This window comes from Pseudomonas sp. RGB, assembly GCF_007713445.1.
Taxonomy (GTDB): Bacteria; Pseudomonadota; Gammaproteobacteria; order Pseudomonadales; family Pseudomonadaceae; genus Aquipseudomonas.
This window is the reverse complement of record NZ_VMSH01000010.1, coordinates 160813-173512: the sequence shown is the minus strand read 5'-3', so window position 1 is coordinate 173512 and position 12700 is coordinate 160813. Positions and strand designations below refer to the sequence as shown.

Annotated in this window: 12 protein-coding genes and 2 pseudogenes; 8 read left to right on the top strand and 6 right to left on the bottom strand. The window is 60.3% G+C overall.

Features of this window, described 5'->3' with window-relative positions; translation table 11 throughout:
- The first annotated feature begins 124 nt into the window (after nucleotides 1–124).
- Nucleotides 125–1570: a SulP family inorganic anion transporter gene (locus FPT15_RS21225; protein WP_145164344.1), complete on the top strand. Its 1446-nt coding sequence runs from the start codon at nucleotides 125–127 to the stop codon at nucleotides 1568–1570.
- Nucleotides 1571–1574: 4 nt separating this feature from the next.
- On the opposite strand, the gene FPT15_RS21220 is transcribed toward FPT15_RS21225, so the two are convergent.
- On the bottom strand, nucleotides 1575–1967 hold the full coding sequence (locus FPT15_RS21220) for a lysozyme inhibitor LprI family protein (RefSeq protein WP_145164342.1): 393 nt from the start codon (nucleotides 1965–1967) through the stop codon (nucleotides 1575–1577).
- A gap of 247 nt (nucleotides 1968–2214) precedes the next feature.
- Here FPT15_RS21220 and FPT15_RS21215 point away from each other — a divergent pair, with 247 nt between their 5' ends.
- The 4 genes from FPT15_RS21215 to FPT15_RS21200 are packed head-to-tail and all read left to right on the top strand — an operon-like array spanning nucleotide 2215 to nucleotide 6314.
- Entirely contained in the window at nucleotides 2215–3564 is a 1350-nt protein-coding gene (locus tag FPT15_RS21215) for a gluconate:H+ symporter (RefSeq protein WP_256676504.1), read from the top strand.
- Nucleotides 3565–3590: 26 nt separating this feature from the next.
- Nucleotides 3591–4451 carry a MurR/RpiR family transcriptional regulator gene (locus FPT15_RS21210; RefSeq protein WP_145164338.1) on the top strand — a complete coding sequence of 287 codons (861 nt, stop codon included), beginning with the start codon at nucleotides 3591–3593 and terminating at the stop codon, nucleotides 4449–4451.
- 1 nt (nucleotide 4452) lies between these two features.
- Nucleotides 4453–5916: an amidohydrolase family protein gene (locus FPT15_RS21205; protein WP_145164336.1), complete on the top strand. Its 1464-nt coding sequence runs from the start codon at nucleotides 4453–4455 to the stop codon at nucleotides 5914–5916.
- A 29-nt stretch (nucleotides 5917–5945) separates the two neighbouring features.
- Nucleotides 5946–6314: a glyoxalase superfamily protein gene (locus FPT15_RS21200; RefSeq protein ID WP_106578200.1), complete on the top strand. Its 369-nt coding sequence runs from the start codon at nucleotides 5946–5948 to the stop codon at nucleotides 6312–6314.
- 643 nt (nucleotides 6315–6957) lie between these two features.
- Here FPT15_RS21200 and FPT15_RS30430 read toward each other — a convergent pair.
- Nucleotides 6958–7551 (bottom strand): annotated as a pseudogene (locus tag FPT15_RS30430) (methyl-accepting chemotaxis protein); the annotation flags it as partial.
- Between the two features lie 309 nt (nucleotides 7552–7860).
- Nucleotides 7861–8877: pseudogene (locus FPT15_RS30425) on the bottom strand (methyl-accepting chemotaxis protein); the annotation flags it as partial.
- A 290-nt stretch (nucleotides 8878–9167) separates the two neighbouring features.
- Here FPT15_RS30425 and FPT15_RS21190 point away from each other — a divergent pair.
- Nucleotides 9168–9785, top strand: a complete 618-nt coding sequence (locus FPT15_RS21190; RefSeq protein WP_106578202.1) for an FKBP-type peptidyl-prolyl cis-trans isomerase — start codon at nucleotides 9168–9170, stop codon at nucleotides 9783–9785.
- 136 nt (nucleotides 9786–9921) lie between these two features.
- Here the strand turns inward: FPT15_RS21190 and FPT15_RS21185 are convergent, their stop codons facing one another.
- The 3 genes from FPT15_RS21185 to FPT15_RS21170 all read right to left on the bottom strand — a co-directional run bounded on the left by FPT15_RS21185 (nucleotide 9922) and on the right by FPT15_RS21170 (nucleotide 11852).
- Complete coding sequence (locus FPT15_RS21185; RefSeq protein ID WP_145164332.1) at nucleotides 9922–10179, bottom strand: hypothetical protein; 258 nt, start codon at nucleotides 10177–10179, stop codon at nucleotides 9922–9924.
- Nucleotides 10180–10339: 160 nt separating this feature from the next.
- On the bottom strand, nucleotides 10340–10681 hold the full coding sequence (locus FPT15_RS21180; RefSeq protein WP_145164330.1) for a zinc ribbon domain-containing protein YjdM: 342 nt from the start codon (nucleotides 10679–10681) through the stop codon (nucleotides 10340–10342).
- 202 nt (nucleotides 10682–10883) lie between these two features.
- Nucleotides 10884–11852: a polyprenyl synthetase family protein gene (locus FPT15_RS21170; protein WP_145164326.1), complete on the bottom strand. Its 969-nt coding sequence runs from the start codon at nucleotides 11850–11852 to the stop codon at nucleotides 10884–10886.
- Between the two features lie 239 nt (nucleotides 11853–12091).
- On the opposite strand from FPT15_RS21170, the gene rplU reads away from it, so the two are divergent.
- Both rplU and rpmA read left to right on the top strand, forming a co-directional pair.
- Nucleotides 12092–12406, top strand: coding sequence for a 50S ribosomal protein L21 (gene rplU / locus FPT15_RS21165; protein WP_007950961.1), 315 nt, complete (start codon nucleotides 12092–12094; stop codon nucleotides 12404–12406).
- Between the two features lie 34 nt (nucleotides 12407–12440).
- A complete protein-coding gene (rpmA, locus tag FPT15_RS21160) occupies nucleotides 12441–12698 on the top strand; it encodes a 50S ribosomal protein L27 (protein ID WP_003176049.1) in 258 nt (85 codons plus the stop codon).
- The last annotated feature ends 2 nt before the right edge of the window (nucleotides 12699–12700 follow it).

The window sequence follows — 12700 nt, the reverse complement described above, 5'->3', positions numbered from 1 at the left end:
AGTGTGGGAGCGGGCTTGCTCGCGAAAGGGGCGACTCGGTTTATCTGGTTTACCCAGCGCTGGCCCCACCTCGCGCAATTCCGTACCATTCCCCGCCTTATTCCCCGCAACGCCCTGGTACCTCATGAACCTCACTCGTCTGCGCGCCGATGCCCTGGCCGGCCTCACCACGTCCTTTGCGCTGCTGCCCGAATGCATCGCCTTTGCCTTGGTCGCCCACCTCAACCCGCTGATGGGGCTCTACGGGGCCTTTATCATTTGCACCCTTACCGCGTTATTCGGTGGCCGGCCCGGCATGGTCTCGGGGGCCGCCGGTTCGATGGCGGTGGTGATCGTCGCGCTGGTGGTGCAACACGGCGTGGAGTACTTGTTGGCCACGGTGTTGCTGGGCGGGCTGATCATGGTCGCGTTCGGCGTGTTGCGCCTGGGCAAGCTGGTGCGCATGGTGCCGCACCCGGTGATGCTCGGTTTCGTCAACGGCCTGGCGATCATCATCGCCTTGGCGCAACTGGAACATTTCAAAAGCGGCGAAAGCTGGCTCAGCGGCACGCCGTTATACGTAATGATCGGCCTGGTGGCGGTGACCATGGCGATTGTCTATTTGCTGCCGCGCCTGACGCGCGCCGTGCCGCCCGCGCTGGTGGCAATCCTCGGCGTCGGTTTGGCGGTGTACCTGCTTGGCCTGCCCACCCGCACACTGGGCGACATGGCGCACATCGCCGGTGGCCTGCCGACCTTCGCGCTGCCGCAAATTCCCTGGACCCTGGAAACCCTCGGCATCATCGCGCCCTATGCGTTCCTGATGGCGATGGTCGGCCTGCTGGAAACCCTGCTGACCTTGAACCTCACCGACGAAATCACCGAGACCCGTGGCTACCCTGACCGCGAAAGCGTGGCCCTGGGCGCGGCGAATATGGTCTCGGGCCTGTTCGGCGGCATGGGCGGTTGCGCGATGATCGGGCAAACCGTGATCAACTTGAGCTCCGGCGGGCGCGGGCGCTTCTCCGGGGTGTTTGCCGGGGTGATGATCCTGTTGTTCATTTTGTTTCTGTCGCCGCTGATCGAGCGGATTCCGCTGGCGGCGCTGGTGGGCGTGATGTTTGTGGTGTCGCAGCAGACCTTCGCCTGGGCGTCGTTGCGGGTGATCAACAAAGTGCCGGTCAATGATGTGCTGGTGATTCTGGCGGTGACGGTGATTACCGTGTTTACCGACCTGGCCACGGCCGTGCTGTGCGGCATTGTGATTGCGGCGCTGAACTTCGCCTGGCAACAGGCGCGCGAGCTGTATGCCGATGAACATCTGGAGGCCGACGGCAGCAAGCTGTACCGCCTGCATGGCACGTTGTTCTTTGCCTCGACCACGCCGTTTCTGAACCAGTTCGACCCGGCCAACGACCCGGCTCAGGTAACGCTGGATTGCCGTCACCTGAGCTTTGTTGACTACTCGGCGATTGCCGCGCTGATGACCTTGCGAGAGCGCTACAGCAAGGCCGGCAAACATCTGCGGGTGCTGCATTTGTCCGAGCGCTGCAAGAAGCTGTTAAAGCGTGCGCGCGTTCATCATGAGTAACTGATCACGGCCCGACCAGGTCTTCGAGTTCCTGTGCGCGGGTCTGGGTCATGTCCAGCACGCAGCCGGAGCCATTGACCTGATCGATGGTGCCGCCGGTGGCTGAGCCTGCGAAGGCGCAATTGGCGTCACGGTATTTGAGCCACAGGCGCTGCACGTCCTGCAGCTTCTGCTTGCGATCGCCTTCCTGAGCGGCCAGGGCGGTTTTATAGGCTTTGTTCAGGCGATCGTCCTGAATCTTGGTTTCCTTGACGTTGCAATTGACCATGTCGACGGTGGTGTTGGCGCTGTCCATGCATTTTTTCAGCGCCGCATTCTCGGCGGCCGAGGCGCTGCTGCAGAACGCCAGCAACAGCGCGCTGGCGGCGAAAGGAACAAGCAGGGTCTTGCGATTCATTGTCGGGATTCCTGATCGACGGTAGGGCTGCCCTCTCAGACTCGGCCCTTACGGTTGAGTTTCGGCACGGCAAAAACTTCATGTAAGAACACCCCTCGGATTTTCATTGGCTGGCGCTGTGCATGTCCCCAAGCGACAGCACTTATCCGTGGGCGAAAATTACTTTCATAGAAATTGAAAATTTAATCGAGGAATGATTTATGAGTTTCACAACCAATTCGACGTGACCCTTTCCAAGGAGTACCGCATGGCCGCACCACTGGGCTTGGGGCTGTTGGCATACGCTGCCATCGCCATCATTGCATTGATCGTGCTGATCGCACGTTACCGACTCAACCCGTTTATCGTCATCACCTTGGTGTCCATTGGCCTGGCGCTGATGGCCGGCATGCCGGCGGACACCATCATGGGCTCGTACGAGGCGGGCGTGGGTAAAACCCTGGGGCACATTGCCCTGGTGGTGGCGCTGGGCACCATGCTCGGCAAGATGATGGCCGAGTCCGGCGGCGCCGAGCAGGTGGCGCGCACGCTGATCAACCGCTTCGGCGAGCGCAATGCGCACTGGGCGATGGTGTGTATTGCCTTCCTGGTGGGGCTGCCGCTGTTTTTCGAGGTCGGTTTTGTGTTGCTGGTGCCGATTGCCTTTACCGTGGCGCGACGTGTGGGCGTGTCGATTCTGATGGTCGGCTTGCCGATGGTCGCCGGTTTGTCGGTGGTGCATGCGCTGGTGCCGCCGCACCCGGCGGCGATGATGGCGGTGCTGGCGTATAACGCCTCGGTTGGGCAGACCGTGCTGTATGCAATTTTGATCGGTATTCCCACGGCCATCATCGCCGGCCCGCTGTACGCGAAGTTCATCGTGCCGCGTATTGACCTGCCGGCGCAGAACCCGCTGGAGCGCCAGTTTATCGAGCGCGAGCCGCGCACCCGTTTGCCGAGCTTTACCCTGACCATGGGTACCATCCTGTTGCCGGTGGTGCTGATGATGATCGGCGGCTGGGCCAATGTGATTTCTACACCCGGTACTGGCTTTAACCAGTTCCTGCTGTTTATCGGCAACTCGGTGATCGCACTGTTGGTCGCGACGTTGGTGAGCTTCTGGACCTTGGGCCTGGCCCAGGGTTTCAACCGCGAGGCGATCCTCAAGTTCACCAATGAATGCCTGGCGCCGACCGCCAGTATCACCTTGCTGGTGGGCGCCGGTGGTGGCTTGAATCGCATTTTGGTGGACGCGGGCGTCACCAATGAAATTCTCGGCCTGGCCCACGCCTTCCATCTGTCGCCGCTGGTGATGGGCTGGTTGTTTGCTGCGCTGATGCGCATCGCCACCGGCTCGGCCACCGTGGCCATGACCACGGCCTCCGGTGTGGTCGCGCCCGTCGCCATGGGCCTGGGTTATCCACACCCTGAGTTGCTGGTGCTGGCGACTGGCGCGGGTTCGGTGATCTTTTCCCACGTCAACGACGGCGGCTTCTGGCTGATCAAGGAATACTTCAATATGACGGTGATCCAGACCTTCAAGACCTGGACCGTGCTGGAGACGTTGATCTCGGTGGTCGCGTTCGGTCTGACATACGGTCTGTCACTTGTTTTATGAGCCTCATTGTGTAATCCGGAGCCCCGATGGACATCCTCTACCAGATCCGCGCCCGCCAGGACTCTTTCAGCGCCGGTGAAGGGCGTATCGCCAAGCTGATGCTCGATGACGTGGGCTTCGCCGCGTCGGCCAGCCTGGAGGAGTTGTCCCAACGCGCCGAAGTCAGCACGGCGACCTTGTCGCGGTTTGCCCGCAGCGTCGGCTGCCGCGACTTGCGCGATTTACGCTTGCAACTGGCCCAGGCCAGCGGGGTGGGCAGTCGCTTCCTGGACCCGGCGGGGTTGCCGGAGCAGTCGGCGTTTCATCGGCAGATTCTCGGCGATATCGAATTGACCTTGCGTCAGCATCTGTCGGGGTTCAACCAGGCGAGTTTTGTCGATGCCGTCAGCCTGTTGGGCAAGGCGCGGATGATTCACTCATTCGGCATGGGCGGCCCGTCGAGCCTGTGCAGTGAAGAGTTGCAAGTGCGACTGGTGCGCCTGGGTTACCCGATTGCCGCTTGCCGCGACCCGGTGATGATGCGCGTCACCGCCGCGACCTTGGGCCCTGAGCAGGCGCTGATCGTGTGCTCGCTCTCTGGCCTCACGCCCGAGTTGTTGGACGTGGTGAGGCTGGCGCGCAATTACGATGCGCCCATCGTCGCCATCACCTTGGCCGATTCACCGCTGGCGCAGCTGGCGGACGTGTTGTTGCCGCTGCAGCCGGCCGAAACCAGTTTTATCTACAAGCCCACCGCGGCGCGCTACGGAATGCTGTTGGCCATCGACCTGCTCGCCACCGAGCTGGCGCTGGTCATGCCGGACGAGAACCAGGAACGCCTGCGCCGGATCAAGCTGGCCCTGGACGATTATCGCGGCGGCCCCGATAGCCTGCCGCTTGGAGATTGATATGAAGTACGACACGCTGATTCGCCAGGCGCTGATCATTGATGGCAGCAACACACCAGGTTATGTCGCCGATGTAGGGCTGCGTGACGGGCGTATCGAGACAATCGGCGACCTGGCGACTGCGCAGGCCGAGCATGAGATCGAGGCGCAGGGGCGTGTTCTGGCGCCGGGGTTTATTGACGTGCACACCCACGACGACACGGTGGTGATCCGCCATCCGCAGATGCTGCCCAAACTCAGCCAGGGCGTGACCACGGTGATTGTCGGCAACTGCGGCATCAGCGCCTCGCCGGTGAGTTTACGTAGTGATCCGCCGGACCCGATGAACCTGCTGGGCACGCGTGAGGCGTTCGCTTACCCGCGGTTTGCCGATTACCGCGCTGCTGTAGAAAGCGCTCATCCGGCGGTCAACGTCGCGGCGTTGATCGGCCATACGGCGCTGCGCAGCAACCATATGGACGACCTGCACCGCACCGCCACGCCGGATGAAATCGGTGCCATGCGTGTGCAGTTGCGAGCAAGTCTTGAGGCTGGCGCGCTGGGTTTATCCACAGGCCTGGCCTACGCCAGCGCGTTTAATGCCCAGACCGATGAAGTGCTGCAACTCAGTGAAGAACTGACGGCGTTTGGTGCGGTGTACACCACGCATTTGCGCAGCGAGTTCGAGCCCGTGCTGGAGGCGATGGACGAAGCGTTTTTGATTGGCCGACACGCCAAGGCACCGGTGATTATTTCCCACCTCAAGTGTGCCGGAGCAGGCAACTGGGGACGCAGTCCACAGCTATTGGCGTCGCTGGAACTGGCTGCAAAAACCCACCCGGTGGGCTGTGATTGCTATCCCTATGCGGCCAGCTCTTCGACCCTGGACCTCAAGCAGGTCACCGATGCGTTTCGCATCACCATCACCTGGTCGACGCCGCACCCGGAAGTCGGCGGGCGCGACTTGCAGGATATTGCCGCCGAGTGGGACGTTTCGCTGCTGGACGCAGCACGTCGCCTGCAACCGGCGGGGGCGGTGTACTACGGGATGGATGAGGAGGATGTACGACGCATCCTCGCGCATCCGCTGTCGATGGTGGGCTCTGATGGCTTGCCGGAAGACCCGTTCCCGCATCCACGCTTGTGGGGCGCGTTTCCACGGGTGTTGGGGCATTTCAGCCGGGACGTGGGGTTGTTCCCGCTGCACACGGCAGTGCACAAGATGACCGGGCTGTCGGCGGCGCGCTTTGGCTTGGCCGAGCGTGGCGAAATTCGTCAAGGGTATTGGGCTGACCTGGTGTTGTTCGACCCATTGCGGGTGCGTGACGTGGCGGACTTCAAGGCGCCACAACGCGCGGCTGAAGGCATTGATGGCGTGTGGATCAATGGCGTGTTGAGCTACAGCGATGGGCAGGCCAATGGTCAGCGGGCAGGGCGGTTTTTGGCGCGCAATGGGGATTTGCGTGGTGGGTTTTCGACTCTATAGTGGGCGCTTTCATACACGGAGCTGTCGTCATGCACTTAGGAAAAGTCACCCCCATTCTGCGGATATTCGACGAAGCCAAAGCGTTGGAATTCTACGTCGACTTCCTCGGGTTCAAGGTCGACTGGCAGCATCGCTTCGAAGCGAATTTCCCGTTGTATCTGCAGGTGTCGTTGGGTGAGTGCGTGCTGCATTTGTCCGAGCATCATGGCGATGCGTCGCCGGGGTCGGCGGTGCGGATTCAAGCGCAAGGCGTGGACGCCTATCAGCAGCAATTGCTGGCCAAGGATTATCGGTACGCCAAGCCTGGCGTTGAAGAAACGCCGTGGGGCTCGCGGGAGATGAGCATCGGCGATCCGTTTGGTAATCGGCTGGTGTTTGTCGAGGAAGGCGAGGGCTGATCGGTCAATTGCAGGCAATAAAAAACCGCCTTAGTAGGGCGGTTTTTTATTGCAAACCCAGTGAGTGGCTGGGGTTGCTATCTCAAAGGACGCATCGACCCGCGGGTGGATACTACCTGCCAGTCACATCGTCACGCAAGACGGAAAGGATGGTCGGCAGGGAGCGCTTTTCGGACTTCATCCCTGGACAGATTTGATCGCAAAAGCTTGCAATGAATCTATCGATAAATGCTGGATGTTTGACCACTGTTGGACACACCTCCGGCAGGAATGTTGGTTAGGCTCTTCCTCGTTCTGCGTTTGTCGCTTTTCAGGTGAGCCGGGTATGCGCGCGAATTCTGGACCGACCGCCACGGGCTAGTAATCCGTGCCGGATTGATGCGGAAGGACCACTAGCCCGGCCACCTCAAAGGACGCATTGACCCGCGTCCAAAGGCTCACGTGTTCCGGTAAGTGCGCTGGAGGTAAGGCCCAACGCTTGGAGGGCCGAGTATGTCTAAGTTTGCACGACGTACGTGGAACCTCGTAGTGAGTGCCCTGCGTGTTTATCACGTGTGGACATTCCTGCGGGACAGCTTCGATGACTTTTAAGGTCTGAGAAGTGGAGCCGCCTCGGTTTCGGCCGAGGCGGCTTTTTGGTTTTTTAAACCCGGAAGTGGCTGACCATCTGCTGCAATTGGCTGCCCAAACGCGCCAGTTCCACGCTCGACTTGGCCGTTTCGTCGCTCGCCGTTGCGGTCTGCTCGGACACATCACGCACGTTCACAATGCTGCGGCTGATCTCTTCGGCCACGGCACTTTGCTGCTCGGCCGCGGCTGCAATCTGCTGGTTCATCGACTGGATGTTCGACACCGTACGGGTGATGTTTTCCAGCGACACACCGGCCTTGCGCGTCAGCTCAACGCTGCTGTCGGTGAGGCTGCGGCTGTTGTTCATCACGCTGGCCACTTGCTGAGTACCGTTTTGCAGGCCGGCGACCAGGCCTTCGATTTCTTCGGTGGATTTCTGTGTGCGCTGCGCCAGGCCACGCACTTCGTCGGCGACCACGGCAAAGCCGCGACCGGCTTCACCGGCACGCGCCGCTTCAATCGCGGCGTTGAGTGCCAGCAGGTTGGTTTGCTCGGCCACGGCCTTGATCACGTCCATCACGCTGCCGATCTTGTTGCTCTCTTGCTGCAGGTGCGTCATGGCGTCGGTGGAGCGCGCCACTTCAGCCGCCAGGCGTTCGATCTGGGCGATGGCCTCGGCCACCACTTTGTCGCCTGCGCGGGCTTGGCCGTCGGCGTCGGCGGCGGCCAGGGACGCTTGCTCGGCGTTGCGTGCGACTTCCTGCACGGTAGCCGTCATTTCGTGCATCGCCGTGGCGACTTGATCGGTCTCGATCTTCTGGCTGTTGACGCCGGCACTGGTCTGTTCGGTTACGGCCGACAGCTCTTCGGCGGCGCTGGCGATCTGGGTCACGCCATCGCGAATACCGCTGATCAACTCACGCAGGGTGGTGCCCATGCGCTGGATGCCTTGTTGCAACACGCCCAGCTCGTCACGACGGGTCACCTGGATGTTGTGGCTCAAGTCGCCGGAAGCGATACGCTCCACCACGGCCAGGGTGTCCTGGATCGGGCGAGTGATTTGGCGGGTGATCACCAGCGCAGCAATGATGCCGACCAGCAGGGCGAGCAACGTGCTGATCAGTTGCAGGCTGCGGGCCTGGGTACTTTCGGCGTCACGACGGTCCAGCTGAATGTCATACAGTTTGTCGCTGATGGTGACGATATCGGCGCCTTGAGTGGTCATTTCGGCGCGGGCGCTGACGATGTTGGCGTTGGCCGCCTTGTAGCTCTGCACGGCGCTGCGATAGGCGCCCAGGGCGGCTTCCAGCGAGGTCAATGCGCTTTGCTGGCTGGTGCCGAACACCGCGCTGAGGTCTTTCAAACTACTGATGGCTTTCTCGATTTGCGCAGCGGCGCGAGCTTCGGTCTCGGCATTGACGGTGTTGGTGTAACCGCGCACCTCGTAACGGGCCAACTGGAACTCTTCCTTGGCGTGAGTCACGGCCTGGTACTGGGTGAAGCGCTCCGGGCTGTCGGGCATCTGCTGCACGCTGGTATCCAGCGCATTGATCTGTGCGTTGGCGATGTCGGCTTTGTCGCCCATGACCTGGCGCGCGGCGTTACCGTTACGGTAGGCCTCGCGCATTTTGTTCAGGGACTGCTGGTACGCGGTGATGACGGCTTTCTGCTCGTTGAGCAGCTTGAGGTTTTCCGGGCTCTTGAAGCTGTCCAGCAGTTTCTGTTGCTGGGCGGCGAAGGCGTCCAGGCTGGTCTGTACGTTCTGTGCCACGGCTTCGTCGCCATTGGCCAGCATGTACTGCAGGCGCACGATGCGCAGCTTGGTCAGTGAGGCATTGAGCTGGGTGATGTCGCTCATCCAGTTGCTGCGGTCGATCAGGCTGCCCAGGCTGGTCCAGCCGGTCAGTGCCAGGATCGACGTGAGGACCAGCACCAGGCCGAAGCCCAGGCCGAGTTTGAGGTTGACGCTGATGTTGCCGAACCAGCTATTCATCGAATGCTCCGCAAGAATGATGTGTGTCTGCTGGACGGTGTTGTTGTTTGAGCCAGCCAAAGTGTGTAGGGCTGTATCGGCGCAGGCGGGGGATTCTGAAATGTTTTTAATCCGGGTGCGACAAAGGGTCGCCATCGCCGTAGAGCAATCGATTCCCTGCCGGCCCTCAGAGGCCGGGGACGGGGGGCTCATCATCGGCGGGTCTTGTGTGCTAGTCTGCTGGCCCTTTTAGTTCAGGGTCGCCACGCAAAACAGCGTTTTTCGTAACGGCCCTACAGCGGAGCCTCTTCATGTCCGAAGTTAATCTGTCCACCGACGAAACCCGCGTCAGCTACGGTATCGGCCGTCAGTTGGGCGACCAACTGCGCGACAACCCGCCACCGGGCGTGAGCATCGACGCCATCCTGGCTGGCCTGACCGACGCGTTCGCCGGCAAGCCAAGCCGCGTTGATCAAGAGCAAATGGCGGCCAGCTTCAAAGTTATCCGTGAAATCATGCAAGCCGAAGCGGCTGCCAAGGCTGAAGCCGCGGCTGGCGCTGGCCTGGCGTTCCTGGCTGAAAATGCCAAGCGTGATGGCATCACTACCCTGGCTTCCGGCCTGCAGTTTGAAGTACTGACTGCCGGTACAGGCGCCAAGCCGACCCGTGAAGACCAAGTGCGTACTCACTACCACGGCACCCTGATCGACGGCACTGTGTTCGACAGCTCCTACGAGCGCGGCCAGCCTGCAGAATTCCCGGTTGGCGGCGTGATCGCCGGCTGGACCGAAGCCCTGCAACTGATGAATGCCGGCAGCAAATGGCGTCTGTACGTGCCGAGCGAACTGGCTTACGGCGCTCAAGGCGTTGGCAGCATCCCGCCGCACAGCGTTCTGGTGTTCGACGTCGAGCTGCTCGACGTTCTGTAAGACCTGATAGCACTGGCATCGGCTTTATGTGGGAGCCGGGCTTGCCCGCGATGCAGACGACTCGGTCTGACGCCTTACCGAGTTGAGGCTATCGCAGGCAAGCCAGCTCCCACATAGGGCCTGTGTGTTGGCTCGCTCATGGATGGAACTTGCCATTGACCTCAGTCGTCGGGCGCAACGCTCGGGCATAGCAGAACAGAAACAGATTACGCACCACTTCCTTCAGCACCCCAGGTTCACTGGAACTCAGGCCATTCACGTCCAGATCGCCCTGGTCCTGCAGCTCATTCAGCGCTTCTTCTTCCAGCACTGCACAGACTTCACCGGTTTCCCGATGCAGGATTCGCAGGTATGGGTGTGGGCGGTCCAGCCAGGCATCTATCAAATAAGTCATGAGTCGTTCTCCTTGATGAGTTTCAATGAGAATAATTCTTATTCGTAGAATAGCAAGTGCCTATTGGCGGTTTCCTGGTTTTTCTGTGTGGATATTGCGCGTGATCAACGCAGAGGGCGAAACGCCATCCCGCGGCGGGCGCGGGATGGAGGCAGCAGATTCAGACTTTGCGCACAAACTCGGACTTGAGTTTCATCGGGCCGATACCGTCGATCTTGCAATCGATATCGTGATCGCCGTCGCACAGGCGGATGTTTTTGACCTTGGTGCCCACCTTGACCACCAGGGAAGTGCCCTTGACCTTGAGATCTTTGATCACGGTAATGGTGTCGCCGTCTTGCAGGACGTTGCCTGCAGAGTCTTTCTTCACGGTTTCATCACCGGCTGCTTCGGCCTCGCCATTGGCGGACCACTCATGGGCGCATTCCGGGCAGATCAGCTGGGCGCCATCTTCGTAGGTGTATTCGGAATTGCATTTCGGGCAGGGTGGCAACGTGCTCACTAAAGCTCCTTGAAAGTCAGGAATTGCTAAAGTCGCACATTATATAGGGATTTGAAGCGCGAGCGGGTAGTGGTTGGCAATGGGATCTAGATGTGGGATCGGGCTTGCTCGCGAAGGCGGCGGATCAGCTGGATATTTCTCACCGATCCACCGCCTTCGCGAGCAAGCCCGCTCCCACACAAGCCCACTGCATCAATCGTCGTCAGTGCGTACGGGCGACCGCGAACTCACTCAGCTCGACCAGGGCGTCCCGGTATTCGCTGGCAGGCAGGGCTTCAAGGCACTTGATGGCGCGGGCGACGTAGTCACGCGCCAGTTGCGCGGTGTACTCCAGAGAGCCCGAGGCTTCCACGGCTGCGCGGATGGCCTCCAGGTCTTCGATCCCGCCTTTCTGGATCGCCTTGCGCACCAGGGCAGCCTGTTCCGGCGTGCCTTCGCGCATGGTGTAGATCAGCGGCAAGGTCGGCTTGCCCTCGGCCAGGTCGTCACCGACGTTCTTGCCCAGGGTTTCGGCGTCGCCCTTGTAGTCGAGCAGGTCGTCCACCAACTGGAACGCCACGCCCAGGTGATCACCAAAGGTGCGCAGGGCTTCGGCCTGTTCGGCAGTGGCGCCGCACAGGGCAGCAGCACTGTGAGTGGAGGCTTCGAAGAGCATCGCGGTTTTGCCGCGGATCACTTCCATGTAGGTTTCTTCGGTGGTGCTGGCGTCGCGGATCTTCGACAGCTGCAACACTTCGCCTTCGGCAATGATGCGCGTGGCTTGTGAAAGAATCTTCATCACCGGCATCGAGCCCAGTTCGACCATCATTTCGAACGAGCGCGAGTACAGAAAATCGCCGACCAACACGCTGGGGGCGTTGCCCCACATGGCATTGGCGGTCTCACGGCCACGGCGCATGCCGGACATGTCGACCACGTCGTCATGCAGCAGGGTGGCGGTGTGCAGGAATTCGATGGTGGCGGCCAGCAGGCGCAGGTCATCGCCTTCGCGGCCCAAGGCCTTGCCACACAGCAACACTAATAAAGGACGCAGGCGTTTGCCGCCCGCCGACGTAATATAGTCGCCAATTTTGGAGACCAGCGGCACTTTAGAAGTCAGCTGCTGCTTGATGATGCCGTCGACGGCGCTAAAATCGTCCGCGACCGCGCGGTAGAAAGCTTGGGGTTGCATCAGCGACAGTCGCTCCAGAAGGGTTGCGCGGCATGCTAGGACCCTCACCCCCGGGTGTCAAGGCGCGATAGACGGCCTCTTGCAACGCTCCGTTGCCTTGCGTACAATCGCGCACCCTGAACTTCCTGGGCAGCACCTGCCTTACGCAATTGCATTCGGGACGTCCATCCCATGCAGCCATGCCAGCCAATACCTCTTCTTATAAAGCGCTGGGTGAGCAGGATTATCGGAGAAATACCATGTCGTACGCAGTAATTGTTACTGGTGGCAAGCAATACAAGGTCGCCCCAGGTGAATACCTGAAGATCGAAAAACTGGAAGTCGCCACTGGCGAATCCGTTACCTTTGATCGCGTTCTGTTGGTCGCCAATGGCGATGACGTGAACATCGGCGCTCCAGTTGTTGCTGGCGCTACCGTTGTGGCTGAAGTGATCTCCCAAGGTCGTCACGATAAAGTCCGCATCATCAAGTTCCGTCGTCGTAAGCACCACATGAAGCGTATGGGCCACCGCCAGTGGTACACCGAGATCAAAATCACCGGTATTCAGGCTTAATTTCAGCCTAATTCCTCACTAGGAGAATTGACTCATGGCACACAAAAAAGCTGGTGGTAGTACCCGTAACGGTCGCGACTCAGAAGCCAAACGCCTTGGCGTGAAGATGTATGGCGGCCAGAAAATCATTCCGGGCAACATCATCGTGCGTCAGCGCGGCACCCAATTCCACGCCGGTTACGGTGTTGGCATGGGTAAAGATCACACCCTCTTCGCTAAAATCGAAGGCGTGATCAAGTTTGAAGTAAAAGGCGCTTTCAACCGCCGTTACGTGAGCGTTGTCGCCGCTTAATT

What these genes read in the sequence shown, in the direction of transcription:
- FPT15_RS21220 (WP_145164342.1), bottom strand. Translation starts at nt 1,967, where the DNA reads ATGAATCGCAAGACCCTGCTTGTTCCTTTCGCCGCCAGCGCGCTGTTG.
- FPT15_RS21190 (WP_106578202.1), top strand. Translation starts at nt 9,168, where the DNA reads ATGTCCGAAGTTAATCTGTCCACCGACGAAACCCGCGTCAGCTACGGT.
- FPT15_RS21170 (WP_145164326.1), bottom strand. Translation starts at nt 11,852, where the DNA reads ATGCAACCCCAAGCTTTCTACCGCGCGGTCGCGGACGATTTTAGCGCC.
- FPT15_RS21200 (WP_106578200.1), top strand. Translation starts at nt 5,946, where the DNA reads ATGCACTTAGGAAAAGTCACCCCCATTCTGCGGATATTCGACGAAGCC.
- FPT15_RS21215 (WP_256676504.1), top strand. Translation starts at nt 2,215, where the DNA reads ATGGCCGCACCACTGGGCTTGGGGCTGTTGGCATACGCTGCCATCGCC.
- rpmA (WP_003176049.1), top strand. Translation starts at nt 12,441, where the DNA reads ATGGCACACAAAAAAGCTGGTGGTAGTACCCGTAACGGTCGCGACTCA.
- FPT15_RS21185 (WP_145164332.1), bottom strand. Translation starts at nt 10,179, where the DNA reads ATGACTTATTTGATAGATGCCTGGCTGGACCGCCCACACCCATACCTG.
- FPT15_RS21225 (WP_145164344.1), top strand. Translation starts at nt 125, where the DNA reads ATGAACCTCACTCGTCTGCGCGCCGATGCCCTGGCCGGCCTCACCACG.
- FPT15_RS21210 (WP_145164338.1), top strand. Translation starts at nt 3,591, where the DNA reads ATGGACATCCTCTACCAGATCCGCGCCCGCCAGGACTCTTTCAGCGCC.
- rplU (WP_007950961.1), top strand. Translation starts at nt 12,092, where the DNA reads ATGTCGTACGCAGTAATTGTTACTGGTGGCAAGCAATACAAGGTCGCC.
- FPT15_RS21205 (WP_145164336.1), top strand. Translation starts at nt 4,453, where the DNA reads ATGAAGTACGACACGCTGATTCGCCAGGCGCTGATCATTGATGGCAGC.